Origin of the sequence: Kineosporia rhizophila (assembly GCF_021277265.1) — a bacterium.
Lineage (GTDB): Bacteria > Actinomycetota > Actinomycetes > Actinomycetales > Kineosporiaceae > Kineosporia > Kineosporia rhizophila.
The window spans coordinates 67835-83461 of record NZ_JAJSOH010000019.1 but is presented as its reverse complement, the minus strand read 5'-3'; the positions used below and the strand labels follow the sequence as shown (position 1 = coordinate 83461).

Sequence of the window (15627 nt, the reverse complement as noted above, 5' to 3'; positions counted from 1 at the left end):
TCGGCGTGGTCCGGAGGTCAGGGTGAGGGGTACGGCGGCGGTCTTCGTCAGTTTTCGTCAGGTTTCGTCAACCACGGTCCAGGGCTTCCTACCGTCGTAGACGTCGGCCGCAGCCCGCGGCCACCGACCAGGGGAGCCAGCAATGACCGCAACTGATACGTCTACGAAGATCAGTTTCGAGAGCGCCGCCGAGCTGTACCGGGTGCGCCGGGAACTGCACGGCGCCTCGCCGGTGGACGCCAAGAGCAACCTCGAGAAGTACGGCTCCGACCCCGACCTGCTGTGGCAGAGCCTGGCCTTCCTGGTGGCCTCCGGCTACTTCAGTGCCGAGCAGGCGGCCGCGGTGTGGCGGATGATCACCGGCGCCGAGGGGTTCGTCGAACTCGCGCCGATTCCGTTCCCGGAAGGCCGGGCCGGTTCCGCGCCGTACAACGCCATTCGGGCCGCCATCGCTCTCCAGGCGTCCTCGGCCGGCCCGGTGGACTCGGTCGGGGAAACGATCGACGACATCGTCCAGTTCATCGGCGAACTGGTCGACGCCGTCGGGGGTATCGGCAGTCTTGTGGACGCGATTGCAGGTCTGTTCAGCTGATGCCGGCCGAACTCCCGGACCTGTCCACCCTGAGCTACCTCGAGCGCTACGGGTATCTGCCGCCCGGGGCGGCCGGACCGGATCTCGACGTGGACACCGTCGCCCACGCGCTGGCCCGGTTCCAGGACCGGATGAACGTCCCGGTCACCGGCCGGGTCGACGCAGACACCCGGTCCGAGCTCGAGGCGGCTCGCTGCGGAATGCCGGACCTGGTCAACGGGCTGGCCCTGAAGGCGCTCTGCCCCTGGGACGGACCGGAACTGCGGTACGCGTTCGGGGCGCCGTGTACCAATTACGAGGGCGCCTTCGAGGCGGTCGAACGGGCCGCCTCGACCTGGGCGGGGGTGCTGCCCTTCGTCCTTCGCCGGGTGGAGAGTACGCAGGAGCCGGACGTGATGGTGGAATGGCGTCCGGCCCAGGACCCGGACCACAGCATGGTCGGAACCGTGGTGGCCCACGCCGACTTCCCGGGACCGTGCTGGACGATCACCGAAACCCCGCCCAAGCCCCTGCATTTCGACGACGACGAGAGCATCTGGGCGGACGGGGCGATCCGCGGCGCCTTCGACGTGGAAACGGTGGCTCTGCACGAGTTCGGCCATCTGCTCGGACTCGCCCACACCCAGGTCCCGGGGGCGGTGATGTACCCACGGGTCCGCCATCACTACGTGCTCCGGGAACTGCAGCCCGACGACTTGGACCAGGTCTGCAGTCTCTACCCGGCGTCGGTGCCGACCTGAGACCGTCCTCAGTCCTGGTCGGAGTCGTAGGCGATGTCATACGTCGGCCGCCCCTGCAACTGCGTGTAGAGGCGGCCGACGTGCCTGGCCGACGCCCAGGAGTTCGGGCTGCGCGAGCGCGAGGCACTGGAACGCACGATGTCGACGGTCGAAGGGATCATGCTGGCCGCCTCGCCGCTGCCGGACTCGGCGATCCGGATGCTCACCAGGCAACGGCCCGCCATGGTGCTGAACCTTCAGGTATGCAGGGTCGGCCCTCACGAGGCGACCACGGCCGGGGGGCAGTAGAGGTCTGGCCCAGCGTGTTGGAGTGCCACGGCGCCTTGCCCGGCTCGTTCATGGAAGACCTGGCGATCCTGGACCAGGCCGAGGCCGCCTGGTTCGAGCGCGTCGCTGACACGGAGCACTCGGCCGGTCCAGCTAATTATTAACACTTGGTCGAAATTCATGTACCTTCGCACCGCGAGCTGTCCGGACGGACGGCCGACTGGCGAGCGCAAAGGGGTGCTCAGGTGGACGAGCGCAGGAACAAGGCCCGCTACCTCGGTGAAGGGGTGGCCCGATGAGCTCCGCCCGGGTCGAGAAACTGCTGCAGAGCATGACGCCGGCCGAGAAGATCGGTCAGCTCATCCAGTACTTCTACTTCCGGCTCCCCGAGCGCGGCGACCCGAGCATGGTGCCGCCCGGGCAGGTGGAGGCGGTCGAGGCTGCGCTGGCCGCAGGCCGGGCCGGTTCGCTGCTGTTCGTCACCGACCCGGCGACGTCGAACCGCCTGCAGCGGCAGGCGATCGCCGGCAACCGGCACGGCATCCCGGTGCTGTTCGGTTTCGACGTCATCCACGGCCTGCGCACCATCTTCCCGGTGCCGATCGCCCTGGCCGCGTCGTGGAACCCCGAGCTGATCGAGCAGTCCCAGGCGGTCGCCGCCCGGGAGGCCCGGGCCGTCGGCATCCACTGGGCCTTCGCCCCGATGCTGGACATCGCCCGGGATCCTCGCTGGGGCCGGATCATCGAGGGCGCCGGTGAGGACCCGTACCTGGGCTCGGTGGTCGCCGCCGCCCAGGTGCGCGGCTTCCAGGGCCCGCACCTCGGCGCCGACGAGCACATCATCGCCGGCCCCAAGCACTTCGCCGGTTACGGCGCCGCGCTCGGCGGGCGCGACTACGACGAGGTCGACCTGTCCGACCAGGAGCTCTGGAACACCTACCTGCCCCCGTTCAAGGCGGCGATCGACGCGGGCGCGGGCAACGTGATGTCGGCGTACATGGACCTGAACGGCGTACCCGCCACCGGCAACCGCTGGCTGCTGAACGACATCCTGCGCGAGGCACTGGGCTTCGAGGGTTTCGTGGTCTCGGACGCCAACTCCGCCCGTGACCTGGCGGCCCACCACTACGCGGCCGACCTCACCGATGCCGGGGCCCGGGCCCTGAACGCCGGCCTGGACCTCGAGATGGCCATCCTCGACCCGGCCTTCGAACACCTGGACGAGGCGCTGGAGAACGGCCAGGTCGACATCGAACGGATCGACACCAGCGTCCGCCGCCTGCTGTCGGCCAAGGAGGCGCTCGGTCTGCTGGACGACCCGTTCGTGGACGAGCAGGCCGCGCAGACCGTGCTGAACGACCCGGCCCACCGCGAAACAGCCCGGAAAGCGGCCGAGGAGAGCGCGGTTCTCCTGCGCAACGAGAACGATCTGCTGCCGTTGACCGGGATCGGATCGGTCGCCGTGCTGGGCCAGATGGCAAACTCCAAGCGCGACACCCTCGGGCCGTGGATCTTCGACTACGACCTCGAAGAGACCGTCACCGTCCTGGAGGGGATCCGCGCCCACGCCGCCGGGCTCGAGACGCCCGTCGAGGTCACCTATGCGCCGGGGGTGCCCTCGCCCGTCCGGCTCTTCCCGTCGATGTTCGACATGTGGGGCGACGGCAGCAAGACCGGCGAAAACTTCGACAGCGAGGCTGAGCTCAGCCGTGCGGTCGAGATCGCGACGGCTGCCGACGTCGCGGTTGTGGTGGTCGGCGAGCGTCAGGACATGATCGGTGAAACCGCCTCCCGTTCCACCCTTGACCTGCCTGGCGAGCAGCTGGCCCTGCTTCAGGCCGTGGTGGCCACCGGTACGCCCACCGTCGTGGTCCTGATGAGCGGCCGTCCGCTGGACCTGCGCTGGGCCGAGGCCAACACCCCCGCCATTCTGCAGGTCTGGTACCCCGGGACGCGGGGCGGTGAGGCTGTGGCCAATCTGCTGTTCGGGCAGGCGGTTCCCGGCGGCAAGCTGCCCTTCACCTGGCCGCGCCACGTGGGGCAGGTGCCGATGCACTACGCCCACACCCGATCCCACGACCCGAGCAAGCAGGGCCGCCGCTACTGGGACGAGGAGAGCACCCCGCTGTACCCGTTCGGGTTCGGCCTCAGCTACGCGAAGTTCGCCTACAGCAACCTTGCCGTCAGCAGTCCGAGCACACCTGTGGACGGTGTGGTCACCGTCAGCGTGGACGTCACCAACACCTCGGGCCGGGACGGGAACGAGGTGGCCCAGCTCTACCTGCACCAGCGTTACGGCACGGCGTCACGACCGGTCCGGCTGCTGAAGGGTTTCCGCCGTCTGCACCTGCGGGCCGGCCAGACCGAACGGGTCGAATTCGCCGTTACAGCAGAGGAACGGCGCTACTGGAGCGCGGCGACCCGTGACTGGGTCCTCGACGCAACCAGCTTCGACGTCTGGGTGGGCAGCAGCTCGACCGCCGACCTGCACACCGAGTTCACCGTCACCGACTGAGCAGTCCGGCCCGCACCCCTTACGACACTTCGTCGCAATGGGTGCGGGCCGAGGCTCCGGCGAAAACGATGGCGCCTCAGCCTTTCTCTGTCGGAACCTGCATGACGCCGGAAGCGCGGCAGTCATTTGGGCCGACTGCGGCGGCGTGGTGGTCACCAACCAGATCACCTGCCCGGAACGACAGAGGGGGACCGCGCCCGAGGGGCTCGCCTGAGGGCAGGATCGGCGCAGCCCGTGCTGACGCCCAGTCATGAGCGGTGGCGATCTCGGCCTGGGCCGGGAAGACCTTGTGCAGCAGTATCGCGCTTCACAAGTCGAAGGCTCGCTTATCCAGGTCGGCATCGACGCGCGTCAGCACGGGGCTGGTCATAGCGGTGCCGCCCGCGGAAGGCTTGCAGGATGGCATCGGACATCGCGTCCTGCTCCAGATCCGGTCCCAGCCGCCGGTGCGCGAAGCGGTACAACGCCAGCGCGTGCCGCTCGTAGACCAAGGAGAACACCTCAGGCTCGGACAGGGACCCGGCCACCAGGGCCGCATCCCCTGTCATCACCTCGTCACGGGGTGGGCCTTCGGCCTGGGCCACACCGGGCCTCTCATCGGTCGGCTTCACAACGCTCCCTCCGTTCGAGCGCCGTGTGGCGCCCGCCGACCTGTATTGGTTCTCAGCGTCGATCGAGTTCACGGGTCGATCGGTCCCGGAATCTACAAGCGCCCCGACGGAACGTCGTAGCGTCCGCGCGGACCCCTTCAGCGCCTCTCAGCGATTTGCGGCGGACCGTGAGGACAAGGGGTCTTCCCCGCCCGGACGCCTGACTCGCCGCCCGCCGAGCAGGCGCCTACGGTGAGTCGTGTCCAGATCCACTCTCAGCCTGCATCTCGAACGTGTGAGCCATGTCTTTCGCATGGACCTGGTCCGCTCGGAGAAGGCGATCGTCCACCTGACCACGTTCGTCGTCGCGGGCGTTTCCACGATCCTCATCACCCGCGCCTACCTCGCCCTGACCGGCTATCCACAGATCGGCGGCGACACCGGCCTGCACGTGGCTCATGTGCTGCCGGGCGGGCTGCTCATGATGCTTGCTCTCGTCCTGGGGTTCGCCTACATCGGCCGTGGGCCGCGGCCGGTCGCGGCCCTACTGGGCGGGGTGGGCTTCGGGCTCTTCATCGACGAGGTGGGCAAGTTCGTCACGGCCGACAACGACTACTTCTTCGAACCGGCAGCCGCGATCATGTACGCGGTCTTCGCGGGACTGGTGGTCGCCGCGCACACCTGGCGCCGGCACCGGCCCCTCAGCGACCAGGAGAAGGTCGCCAACGCCGCCCACGTGCTGGTGGACGGACTGGCCGGACGGCTGCCGGACTCCCGTCGCCGTGAGGTGGTGGCCACGCTGGATGCTCTGGGGCACGTGCGCGGGGCCCCGGAACTGCGCGAACTGCTGACGATGGTCGAGCCGAGGCCGCCGACGCTACCCCAGCGCTTCGAAAGACTGTGGGGAACGGTCGCTGAAGCCTTCGACCGCGTGGCCCAGTCCCGGTTCGCCGCGCCCCTGCTGGCTGTGCTGTTCGCATTTCAGGCGATCGGGGCCGCGCTGGTGGCGGTGGGTCTCTGGCAGACCGGCGACTCCTACGCAGTCACCATCTGTGGGGTACTGATCGGCACGAGCGCCTCACTGGTCTTCGCCGCGCTGGGAGTACGGATGTGGCGGATGAACAGCAAACGCTGCGCCCTGGACTGGTTCCAGCGCTCGGCCCTGACAAGTCTCCTGCTCACACAGGTCTTCCTGTTCGCGGCGTCCCAGTTCGCCGCGGTCATCGGCCTCCTGGTCGACCTGCTGCTCCTGGGCGTGGTGGCCACCAGCCGAGCCCGGGTACTGCCTCGACACGACCGAGGCAGTACGTTGGGCGACGACCACGAGAAGGCACAGCTCTCGACGTTCTGAACCATAGGGTGTGCCCAGCCTCCGTCAGGGAGGGGTGGGGTCTCACCCAAGTTGGGGCCGCCGGTGGCCTCCCGTTGCGCGGGAGGCCACCAGGGCGTCCTACGTCAGTGTCCTGCCTGCGAACGTCATCCGCAGGATCTCTTCGTTCTCCTGACCCATGGTCTCGACAAATCTGGTGCGTCCCGGCGCGCCATCTGCTCGCGCACTTACGCGGTGACCTTCCCTGTGATGTCGAAGATCAGTGTGCTGGGCACGCAGCAGCATCCGCTCTACGGCGCGCTGACCATGGCCGTGCCGGTGGGCCAGGACAACCAGCAGTTCCGCGAAGACCTGCGGGGGCACGGCCTGAACCCCACCGAGGATCCGGACGTCCTGTGGAGCTTCGAGAGGTTCGTGATCTCCAGGGACGGACGGCCGGTCGCGCGTTTCGGCCCCAAGGTCGCCCCGGACGACCCGGCCCTTCCGAAGGTGCTGAACGTGGAGCTGGCCGCTGGCTAGCAGGCCGCGTGCTGAAAGGGCCGGGGCACCTGGTGAGCAGGCGAGCGGCCACCTGCAGACGCTGGCAGTGCTGCCCCGGCAGCACTGCCAGGCTGGACGGCCGGGATCAGCCGCCCGGCCCGACGGCCCCGACCGAAGCAGGGCTCGTGTCGTGCTCCGGGCGTAGCCGTCGCCGCGGACTTGCCTGGTCGACGCTTAGTTGCTCGTCGGGCAACACTTGCCTCAGGAGAAAGACGGCGCTAACTTTCCTGTTAGGCAAGAAAGCTTCCGACTGAGAGGACGATCCGATGGATGCCCACGAAGCGCAGCAGACCCTGGACCAGGTCGCTCAGCGACGACAGCAGGCCATCGACGAGGGCACCGCTCCTTGGAGCTGGAGGGCCACGTGGAGCCTGTGTTCCAGCGCGCTCGCCCTCGGCGTGCTGGTCGACGTCGACATGATCTGGCTGTGGGTCCTGCTGATGGTGATGGGGGTCGGGTTCGGGTACCAGCGCGGGGTCACCCTGAAGGGGGTGCGGCCGTCCTTGCGGTGGCAGATGGCCTATGGCGCGACCTTGGTCCTGGCCGTACTGGTCAATATCCTGTTCCAGGCCGTTGCACGAGGGCTGGACTGGCCCATGCCGAACACGATCGGCATGATCGGCGTCGTCCTGGTGTTCGTCGGGGTGACCAAGCCGGTGCAGGCCTCCATGGTCCGGAGCATGCGCCCATGAGCACCGCCGACCCCGAACCCACCGGCATCGTCACCGACCCCCACGCCAACCCCAACGACATCGCCATCGACGAGTTCCTGCACACCCCGGCCCGGCTGAACATCTGCTCGCTGCTGGCCCCGGCCGACTGGGTCCAGTTCTCCTTCCTGCGCGACACCATCGGCACCAGCGACTCGGCCCTGTCCAAGCAGGTGACAGCCCTGGAGCAGGTCGGCTACGTAGAGGTGCGCAAGGAGCGGGCGATGCGCCGGCAGACCACCGTGCGCCTGACTGACACCGGTCGCGCCGCCTTCAACGCCTATCTGGCCAACCTGGAACGCCTGGTCGCCCGGGCTCGCGGTGGTCAATGACTTCAGACCGGGCCGGCCAGGGTGACGCCCGGCCCCACCCCCGGCTCCCCGCGGCCACCCCAGCCGCAAGCATTACTCCTCCGTCTGGGTTCCTCCACCATCTCGTGGCCCAGGAACTGCGCCCAGAAGCGGGTTAGGCGCTGCGGCTCACGCGCGTCGAAACTGAGGGCGAACAGATGAGGAGTCATCTCCCGGCAGGAAAAGGAACGCCTCCCAGGTCCTACCCGCCCGCAGAACCCCCGGCCCGGCCAGATTCTCCCCGGCCCGGTAGGCGCGCCCCACGCCACCGGGAATCCCCGTCCCGACCAGCCGACGGCTACGCCCCTGAGCGGCAAGGTACTGGCCGAGGATCTGCCGCATGTCCAACACCTCAGGCCCGGCCAGATCCGCCACCCGCCCGGCCGGCCTGCCCAGCGTGAGCTCGGTCAGGCGTTGCGCCACGGCGTCCACATCCACCGGTTCAAAGCGCAGCCCTCGCGGGGCCAGGGCTAGCGGCAGCCGGGTGAGGAACTTGGCCACCGGCAGCACGAACTCGTGCAGCTGAGACACCCGGACGATGCTGAACGGAACCCCGGAACGCTCGAACGTCTGCTCGGCCCTGGCCTTCGCCCTGAAGTAACCGATCGGCATCCGGTCGGCGCCGACCACCGAGATCAGCACCAGATGCTCGGTCCTGGCCCGCCGGGCGGCTTCGACCAGGTTCTCGGCCGCCACGTCGTCGCCCTTGGCCCCGCCGGCCAGGTGCAGCACGGTCGAGACCCCCTCCAGGGCCTCGGTCAGTCCCCGGCCCTTGACCGTGTTGCCGGCGACATACTGAATTTGAGGACGATCGGTGCCGGGTTTGCGACTCAGCACCCGTACGTCGTGGTCGGCTTGGACCAGCAGGGGGACGACGCGGCTGCCGATGGTTCCGGTGCCACCGGTCACCAGGACGGGATGGGTCATGAACGGCATCTCCCTCATGTCACATGCGCGGCTCGGCGCTCGTCACAGGGGTGACGTACGAGCGCTGGAGGATGTGACATGACCGATCTCGACGACCTGGCCGGGCACTTCGAGCAGGAACGACCCCGGCTGTGGGCCGTGGCCACGCACCTGCTGGGCTCCGCCGCCGACGCCGAGGACGCCGTCCAGGAGACGTGGCTGCGCCTGGAACGATCCCGGGCGCAGGACATCCAGAATCTCCAGGGCTGGCTGACCACTGTGGTCTCCCGGGTCAGCCTGGACATCCTGCGCAGCCGTCGTCGCTCGACCGCCTCAGCCTGGTTGGTAGAGGCCTGGCCAGGTGAGGCGAACACCAACGCCGATCCGGTGGATCCGGAGCCGAACCCGGCCGACCTGGTCGCCGAGGCCGATAGGGCTGGTGCCGCGCTGCTGTTGGTCCTGGAGATCCTGCAGCCGGCCGAGCGGATCGCCCTGGTCCTGCACGACGTGTTCGGCTACTCCTTCGAGGAGGTCGCCCAGGTTCTCGGGCGCTCCGGCCCGGCCACCCGTCAACTGGCCTCCCGGGCCCGGCGGCGGGTCCGGCAGGTGGGGCGGCCCGCCGTTGCCAGCCGCCGCGACGAGCGGCTGATCGTCGACGCCTGGCTGGCAGCGGTACGGACCGGCGATCTGGGCGCGCTGGTGTCGTTGCTGAGCGAGCAGGCGGTGCTGCGTGCCGACTTCGGCGAGCATCAAGAGGTGCTCGAGGGCGCCGATGCCATCTCGCAGCAGGCCGTGCTGTTCGGGCGCCTGGCCGAGCGGTCGGTGCCCCTGCTCGTCGGTGGGCTTCCCGGCCTGGCCGCGGTGATGAACGGGCGGGTGGTCTCGCTGATGGCCTTCCAGATCGTCGACGACCAGATCGACGGCATCGAGGTGCTGGCCGATCCGCAGCGCCTGGGTACCTTCGAGGAACTGGGCCCTGCGGCGGCGGGCCGGAAGGCCGCCGAATAATCAGGCGTACGCAGAACGGGTCTCTGCCACCATGACGTCATGCCGCCGGAAACGATCCGCCACCACGACACCGGCCATGACCTGACCCACTACTTCGGTCGCCTGCTCGTCACCTGCCCGAACTGCTCGGGCCAGGCGCTGATCCTGCCCACCCCAGGCACCCCGTACGACCAGGAAAGCCACTACGACGCCGTCTTTCACCCGCGTCGGCTCACCTGCACGCGCTGCGCCGCCGTCGCGGGCTGGAGCATGCGCAGGGAAGGCAAGGTCGGGTTCGGCGTCTGTGTGTCCGGTGGCACCAGCGATCCGTTCTTCGGCCACCCCCTGTGGCTGCAGACTCCCTGCGCCGGGCATGTCCTGTGGGCGTACAACGGGCAGCATGTCGAAGACCTGCGCGCGTACGTCGCTGCCGGCCTGCGGGAACGCGGTGAGACTCGCGCGAACTCCAGCATGTTCTCCCGGCTGCCCCTGTGGATGAAGGCCGCAGACAACCGCGGCCAGGTGCTCGCCGGACTGGCGAAGCTTCACGATCTGACGGCATGCGTTCGTCGGTGAGGGCCGAGAAACGCTTGCGTTGAAGTGCGCTTCAACGGTGATAGTGGACGGGTGACCGCCACCGACCCTGATGTCGAGACCTGGCTCAGCATCGCCGACGTCTCGCGGCTGACCGGACTCAGCGCGCCGACCCTGCGCTGGTACGAGCGCGAGGGACTGCTTCCGCGGGTGCGGCGCGGGTCTGACCGGCGTCGACGCTACAGCGAAGCTGAGGCCCAGCTGGTGGTGCTGCTGGCGCGGCTGCGCGCCACCGGCATGCCGACGGAGGAGATGCGCACCTTCTCGATCCTGCTGGCCGGGGGCGCGCCCACGCATGGGCGCAGGCTGGCCCTGCTGGAACGGCACGAGGCCCGCATCCGCGCCCAGATGGCGGAGCTGGAGCAGGGTCTGGAAGTACTGCAGGGCAAGGCGGTTCACTACCGGTCGCTGATCGCCTCCGGCCTGGACTGCGAGGGCCGGCTGGTGGACGCGGCAGTGGCAGTCGAACAGCGAAGGAGTGACGTGTGATTCCGCAGACCCATTTAGATTTGCTGACCCGGCCCCTGTTCGGGCATCTGGCCACCATCCGCCCGGAGGGGCGGCCCCAGGTGAATCCGATGTGGTTCCTCTGGGACGGTGAGCACCTGAAGCTGACCAACACCACCACCCGGCACAAGTACCGCAACGTCACGGCCCATCCGCAGGTGGCGTTGTCGGTGGTCGACCCGGACGAGCCGTACCGCTATCTGGAGGTGCGGGGCACGGTGACCAGCATTGAACCGGATCCGGATGGGGCGTTCTTCGCGGTGCTGGCCGAGCGGTACGGCATGACGATGCAGGGACCGGTCGGGGACGCGCAGCATCGCGTGGTCTACGTGGTGCGTCCCGAGCAGGTCAGCTTGCAGTAAGGGGGGACAGTACGACATCAGGCGGCGACGCGCTTGAGGTTCTCACCTTCGCCGACCTCACGTCGCCGGGCGAAGGCCGGAGCCGGGGCCTGACCCGTTCAGCGGGCTTACAGACCCGTCAGCAGAGGCCGTTTCGAAGCGAGGTGCCCCAGCGGATGACTGCTCGTGAGAACGGTCTGAGCGGTGATCCAGGCGGCGGAGTCGATCCCGGTGACATGGCGTAGATAGGCCAGGGTGACCTGTTGGACGAGGGCGACACGGTCGGGGTTCTCGTCGGTGGTCTCCGCCGACCTGTACCCGGAGATGCCACCCAGGAAGTGTTCCCCGCCGCGCACGGTGAGCAGGCTCTTGTCGCCGCGGCTGAGGGTGTAGGGGTCAGCCGTCCAGGCCGGGCCCCGGGTGGTGAGCGGAAGGTCGTCCTGGTCTCCGGCGACGACCAGGCCGGGGGCTGTGATGTGGGAGAAGTCCTGATCGCGCAGCCAGGGAAGGTGCTCATGGGCGAAGGGCGTCAGTTCGTCACCACCCTGACCCGCGGTGGCCAACTGGATACTGGCCATAACCCGGTCGTCGGAAAGGTCTTCGGCAACGCCGGTCTGCGGATCGGTGACGCGCAGACCGACCAGTAGGCCGGCGGTCTGACCTCCGAAGGAGTGCCCGGCCGCCACGATGCGGCCGCGGTCCAGGCGCCCGGACAGGCCCGGCACGGCTGCCTCCAGGGCGGCGAGTTCGTCGAGGATGCGCCGCATGTCCTGCACGCGATGGCACCACAGGTGCGGCCGGCGGGGGTCGTCGGCGGGAAGGCGCATCCGCTGGGAATCGAGGTGGGTGGCCTGGATCACGGCGAAGCCGCCGGATGCCCAGTGGTCGACCAGCGGGGCGTAGCCGTCCAGGTCCGAACCGAAGCCGTGAGCGAAAAGGACGACCGGAAGTTCGGTTCCGGTCGTGGGGGCAATGACGCGCACGTGCAGGTCGGTACCGCGCAGTGGTGCACTCAGCACGAGGGGCTTGAGTGACAGAGTCGCGCTGGCGGCGGGACCGGACGCGCGGGTCGTGGGGAACGCGGTCATGAATGCATCTGCCTTTCAGGGGGTCTGGCGTCGCAGCGTGGAGTTTCACCGTCGCGGACGTAGGAGCTACGGTAAAAGTTGACGCTGGCGTCAAAGGCAAGTGCGTGTGATGCCCGGCACATGAACAGAGGTGAGGCAGGATGCGGATCGGTGAACTCGCGCGCCGTACGGGGGTGACCACCCGGGCTCTGCGGTACTACGAACAGCAGAACCTGCTCACCTCCGAGCGCAGTCACAGCGGACAGCGCCACTACGCAGAAGATGCGGTCGAGCGGATCCATCTCATTCGCCGGCTGTACGCCGCCGGGCTGAGCAGCAGGACCATCGCCGAACTGACGCCGCGCGTCATCGACGGTCAGGCCACCCCCGAACTCGTCCAGCGCCTGGTCGTCGAACGAGACGACCTCGATCAGCGCATCGCCGACCTCGTTCAGACGCGGGCCGAGCTCGAATCCGTGATCAGTGGCGCCTCGTTCAACCTGCACACCCGCGCCCCTTGTCCGTCGGGCGCCGAAGCATGACCCCGACGCGCCGGCCCTGGAATTGCTACGGATGCCTGCTCAGATGCACGATCCCGGGTCGTCCGTTGTTCCGATGATGAGATAGAGAGCCTCACGCAGCAGCGCGACCTGAGTGGGGGCGAGGGCCTGCACGGCTGCTTCCTCGGCAGCTTCGGTGCGCTGCGCGACGGCGGCACGGATCCGGTCGCCTTCCGGTGTGATGGCTGGGATGCGAGCTCGGCGGTCACGCGGGTCGACCAGCCGGGAGACGAATCCCGCCTTCTCCAGACGGTCGATCTCGGCCGTCAGCGTCGTCTTGTCCATGCCCAGTGCCTGTCCGAGCTCGATCTGGGTGAGATTCTTCGTCTTGTGAAGAGCACTGAGCACGATGTGATCGCGCAGGGTGATGCCGTGGCGGGCGGCCTCCGAACCCACGAGGGCGTGCATGCGTTGCGCTGCGCGGTGCAGGAGCCAGGTCAGCTCGGAGTCGGGCCCCGGTCCCAGAGTGGGGTGCGGAGCTTGGTGCGCGGCCGGCGAGGAGTCCATGGGGCACTTTCTCATTCCACGGAGTTCGCGAATTGCCGGGGCAGGAGCGGGATGCCGTCGTAGGCACGCACGTCGTGGGCGGGCACTACCTGAAATGCTCGGCTGAGGGCGATGCTGCGCTGTAGGCCCAGCCGGACGGTGGCGGGGTCGACGTCGGCGAGGCGGCGCATCAGCCAGGGACGCTCGGCGCCCCGGGTGATGCCGTCCATCTGCCACGTGAGGTCCCCGATGAATGCGTACCGCTTGCCAGAAGGCAGGGTCACGAACACCACGACGGACCCGGACGTGTGCCCCGCGGCCAGGGCGACGACCAGGGAGCCGTCGCCGTGCACATCGAAACTTGCTGGAAAGCCCAGGTACTCCGGACCGGTGAGGGCGTACTCGCGAATGGGCAGGCCCTGGGACACGGAGCGGAACACGGAGCCGTGCGGGTCGTCGGCTGCGTACTGGAGTTCGTCCTTGTTGATCCACACCGGTACGCGCAGCGAGTCCAGTCCGCTGACGTGATCCCAGTGCACATGGGTGACCAGCACCCCCAGCAGCCGTGACTGGTCGTATCCCGCGGCGGCAAGTTGCTGCGCGACCGTCTCGCCCTGCTCGTAGGGGGCCCGCTCCAGTCGCGCGAGCATCTTGATGTGGGCGGCCACGTTCTCCCCGAAGCCCGCATCGATCAGCAGGTCACCCCGGGGATGACTGACCAGCACAGCCGTTGCCGCGAAGTGCCTCATGTCCCGGAAAGACCCACCCGTGACGGCGAACTTGGCCCGCGTGGCGTACGTGCCGGTCGGTAAGCGGTAGAGCGCCATGTCCGCCGGCGGACGGGCCTGGGGCAGCGAACTGGACCAGAAGGAGGACTGCTCGATGACCATGACGAGATAGTACGAGCTCGGATCATCTCATTCAAGAGTAGTTCGTGGAGAGCGGAGAAGGAGGGGGCGAGGACACAATGTCCTGGACGACTCCCAGCGGGTGGCCGCGTTCCCCGGACGCCACCGAGGGATGCCGCAATTTGGCTCGGCAATGCTGGAAGGTGACCGCCCTGCGGTCCGTCCGGACGGCTCCAGCGAAATGTGACTGGAAACGGTCAAATGTAACCGGGGCTCGGTTACATTTGCCGGGTGGTGGAGGACCTGAGCTCGGCTCAGCAGCTCAAGCAAGGGCTTGCGAATAAGTCGCGGTCCTTCGTGCCGCCGGTCCGGCTCGACATCAGTGACGGCACTGTAGACGGGGAGCCGGTGGTGATTGCCCGGGTGCACGAGTGTGACCCGTCGGCCAAGCCATGTCGGGCAGCCACCAGCGGCAAGGCTTACCTGCGCAGCTATGACGGTGATTTCGAGCTGTCGCAGGTGGAGGAGCAGGGGTTTCTTGCGGCTCGAACTTCCCCTCATTTTGATCGGCGTCCCGTCGAGGGGGCTGCCCGTGAGGACCTGGACGAGGAGCTCGTCTTCTCGTTCATTCGCGCGGTGAAAGACCGAGACCCAGGAGGACTGGGGCGTTTCAGGTCTGATGAGGAGCTCTTGCGCCGGGCGGGGGTGATTCTGGACGGTGGACAGCCCAGCGTGGCCGGCCTCCTGGCACTGGGCGTCTATCCGCAGCAGTTCTTCCCTCGTTACGTGATCCAGGCTGCGGCGGAGTCCAGGCCCGGTGATCCTGCCGGGGTCCGGGCCCGGAACCAGATGACGATCACCGGCCCCATCCCGCGCATGCTGGACGAAGCCATGGCGTGGGCGCGCCGAACGTTCGACAGTGTCATCGTCACCGAGGCCGGGGGCATGGTGGTGGACGAGCCTGAGTACCCCCTCGTGGCTTTTCGGGAACTCGTCGCCAACGCCCTGGTGCACCGTGACCTGGACAACTGGTCCGAAGGACTGTCGGTTGAGGTGCGCCTGCGGCGCGACCGGCTCGTTGTCAGTAACCCCGGCGGCCTGTACGGGATTACGACGGATCGGTTGGGCCGGGAAGGTGTCACGTCGGCGCGGAACGCGAGGCTGGTCGCGATCTGCCAGCACGTGCGCACGCCGGACACCGGAGCGCGGGTGATTGAGGCACTGGCCAGCGGTATCCCCATCGTGGGTTCCTCCCTGGCCGAGGCCGGCCTGCCCCCGGCCAAGTTCATCGATGCGGCGATCCGTTTCACTGCCATTCTCAATCGCTCCGATGGCCCTCAGCGGAGCCGAGCGTCGCTGACCTCCACTCAGCGGCGGGTTTATGACGCATTGGAGCGCGACTCCACGGTGAGGGATCTGGAGGACGTTCTTGGGCTGACGGGGGCAACTCTTCGGAAAGCCCTGCGGGTCCTGGTCAACTCGAACCTGGTGACGCAGCAGGGCGGGCGAGGGCGCCCAACCACCTATCGCCGTCTGTAACTCTTCTCCCGCGACCTGATGACGTGAGAGGTGCCGTCCGGTTACCAAGCCGCTGTTGCCGATCGGACAATGGTGATGATGTTCCCGGGCACTCGATCGGATCGGTTGCTGCGTAGGGCCGTCGTTCAGTCGACATCCATTGGGACGCAGTGGGAGTC

The 15627-nt window shown here is 68.1% G+C and carries 19 protein-coding genes; 13 read left to right on the top strand and 6 right to left on the bottom strand.

Going from position 1 to position 15627, the window contains the following annotated elements:
• Positions 1 to 142: 142 nt before the first annotated feature.
• The gene (locus LWF15_RS24250) at positions 143 to 592 is read left to right on the top strand and encodes a hypothetical protein (protein WP_232813217.1); all 450 of its coding nucleotides are present in this window, start codon (positions 143 to 145) and stop codon (positions 590 to 592) included.
• Complete coding sequence (locus tag LWF15_RS24245; RefSeq protein ID WP_232813216.1) at positions 592 to 1332, top strand: matrixin family metalloprotease; 741 nt, start codon at positions 592 to 594, stop codon at positions 1330 to 1332. The genes LWF15_RS24250 and LWF15_RS24245 overlap by 1 nt, the downstream gene beginning before the upstream one ends.
• An 8-nt stretch (positions 1333 to 1340) precedes the next feature.
• Here LWF15_RS24245 and LWF15_RS24240 read toward each other — a convergent pair whose 3' ends face one another.
• Positions 1341 to 1556: a hypothetical protein gene (locus tag LWF15_RS24240; protein ID WP_232813215.1), complete on the bottom strand. Its 216-nt coding sequence runs from the start codon at positions 1554 to 1556 to the stop codon at positions 1341 to 1343.
• A 338-nt stretch (positions 1557 to 1894) separates the two neighbouring features.
• Between LWF15_RS24240 and LWF15_RS24235 the strand changes: the two genes are divergently transcribed.
• Positions 1895 to 4114, top strand: coding sequence for a glycoside hydrolase family 3 N-terminal domain-containing protein (locus tag LWF15_RS24235; RefSeq protein ID WP_232813214.1), 2220 nt, complete (start codon positions 1895 to 1897; stop codon positions 4112 to 4114).
• Between the two features lie 326 nt (positions 4115 to 4440).
• Here the strand turns inward: LWF15_RS24235 and LWF15_RS24230 are convergent, their stop codons facing one another.
• Positions 4441 to 4797 carry an RNA polymerase sigma factor gene (locus LWF15_RS24230; RefSeq protein WP_232813213.1) on the bottom strand — a complete coding sequence of 119 codons (357 nt, stop codon included), beginning with the start codon at positions 4795 to 4797 and terminating at the stop codon, positions 4441 to 4443.
• Between the two features lie 220 nt (positions 4798 to 5017).
• Here LWF15_RS24230 and LWF15_RS24225 point away from each other — a divergent pair, with 220 nt between their 5' ends.
• The 4 genes from LWF15_RS24225 to LWF15_RS24210 all read left to right on the top strand — a co-directional run bounded on the left by LWF15_RS24225 (position 5018) and on the right by LWF15_RS24210 (position 7616).
• On the top strand, positions 5018 to 6055 hold the full coding sequence (locus LWF15_RS24225; RefSeq protein WP_232813212.1) for a hypothetical protein: 1038 nt from the start codon (positions 5018 to 5020) through the stop codon (positions 6053 to 6055).
• 228 nt (positions 6056 to 6283) lie between these two features.
• Positions 6284 to 6553 carry a thioredoxin domain-containing protein gene (locus tag LWF15_RS24220; RefSeq protein ID WP_232813211.1) on the top strand — a complete coding sequence of 90 codons (270 nt, stop codon included), beginning with the start codon at positions 6284 to 6286 and terminating at the stop codon, positions 6551 to 6553.
• A 287-nt stretch (positions 6554 to 6840) separates the two neighbouring features.
• The gene (locus LWF15_RS24215) at positions 6841 to 7266 is read left to right on the top strand and encodes a hypothetical protein (RefSeq protein ID WP_232813210.1); all 426 of its coding nucleotides are present in this window, start codon (positions 6841 to 6843) and stop codon (positions 7264 to 7266) included.
• Positions 7263 to 7616, top strand: a complete 354-nt coding sequence (locus tag LWF15_RS24210) for a winged helix-turn-helix domain-containing protein (protein ID WP_232813209.1) — start codon at positions 7263 to 7265, stop codon at positions 7614 to 7616. The genes LWF15_RS24215 and LWF15_RS24210 overlap by 4 nt, the downstream gene beginning before the upstream one ends.
• Before the next feature lie 147 nt (positions 7617 to 7763).
• Here the strand turns inward: LWF15_RS24210 and LWF15_RS24205 are convergent, their stop codons facing one another.
• Complete coding sequence (locus tag LWF15_RS24205; protein WP_232813208.1) at positions 7764 to 8561, bottom strand: SDR family oxidoreductase; 798 nt, start codon at positions 8559 to 8561, stop codon at positions 7764 to 7766.
• Between the two features lie 78 nt (positions 8562 to 8639).
• Here LWF15_RS24205 and LWF15_RS24200 point away from each other — a divergent pair, with 78 nt between their 5' ends.
• The 4 genes from LWF15_RS24200 to LWF15_RS24185 are packed head-to-tail and all read left to right on the top strand — an operon-like array spanning position 8640 to position 10990.
• On the top strand, positions 8640 to 9548 hold the full coding sequence (locus tag LWF15_RS24200) for a sigma-70 family RNA polymerase sigma factor (protein ID WP_232813207.1): 909 nt from the start codon (positions 8640 to 8642) through the stop codon (positions 9546 to 9548).
• 39 nt (positions 9549 to 9587) lie between these two features.
• A complete protein-coding gene (locus tag LWF15_RS24195; protein WP_232813206.1) occupies positions 9588 to 10103 on the top strand; it encodes a hypothetical protein in 516 nt (171 codons plus the stop codon).
• A 51-nt stretch (positions 10104 to 10154) separates the two neighbouring features.
• Positions 10155 to 10610, top strand: coding sequence for a MerR family transcriptional regulator (locus LWF15_RS24190; RefSeq protein WP_232813205.1), 456 nt, complete (start codon positions 10155 to 10157; stop codon positions 10608 to 10610).
• Positions 10607 to 10990: a PPOX class F420-dependent oxidoreductase gene (locus LWF15_RS24185; RefSeq protein ID WP_232813204.1), complete on the top strand. Its 384-nt coding sequence runs from the start codon at positions 10607 to 10609 to the stop codon at positions 10988 to 10990. The genes LWF15_RS24190 and LWF15_RS24185 overlap by 4 nt, the downstream gene beginning before the upstream one ends.
• 107 nt (positions 10991 to 11097) lie before the next feature.
• On the opposite strand, the gene LWF15_RS24180 is transcribed toward LWF15_RS24185, so the two are convergent.
• Positions 11098 to 12057, bottom strand: coding sequence for an alpha/beta hydrolase family protein (locus tag LWF15_RS24180; protein WP_232813203.1), 960 nt, complete (start codon positions 12055 to 12057; stop codon positions 11098 to 11100).
• 140 nt (positions 12058 to 12197) lie between these two features.
• On the opposite strand from LWF15_RS24180, the gene LWF15_RS24175 reads away from it, so the two are divergent.
• On the top strand, positions 12198 to 12578 hold the full coding sequence (locus LWF15_RS24175) for a MerR family transcriptional regulator (protein WP_232813202.1): 381 nt from the start codon (positions 12198 to 12200) through the stop codon (positions 12576 to 12578).
• Positions 12579 to 12617: 39 nt separating this feature from the next.
• Here the strand turns inward: LWF15_RS24175 and LWF15_RS24170 are convergent, their stop codons facing one another.
• Entirely contained in the window at positions 12618 to 13004 is a 387-nt protein-coding gene (locus LWF15_RS24170) for a MarR family winged helix-turn-helix transcriptional regulator (protein WP_232813201.1), read from the bottom strand.
• A 110-nt stretch (positions 13005 to 13114) separates the two neighbouring features.
• On the bottom strand, positions 13115 to 13972 hold the full coding sequence (locus tag LWF15_RS24165) for an MBL fold metallo-hydrolase (RefSeq protein ID WP_232813200.1): 858 nt from the start codon (positions 13970 to 13972) through the stop codon (positions 13115 to 13117).
• 249 nt (positions 13973 to 14221) lie between these two features.
• Between LWF15_RS24165 and LWF15_RS37790 the strand changes: the two genes are divergently transcribed.
• Positions 14222 to 15469 (top strand): ATP-binding protein, encoded by a 1248-nt coding sequence (locus LWF15_RS37790; protein ID WP_232813199.1) that lies wholly within the window; start codon positions 14222 to 14224, stop codon positions 15467 to 15469.
• The last annotated feature ends 158 nt before the right edge of the window (positions 15470 to 15627 follow it).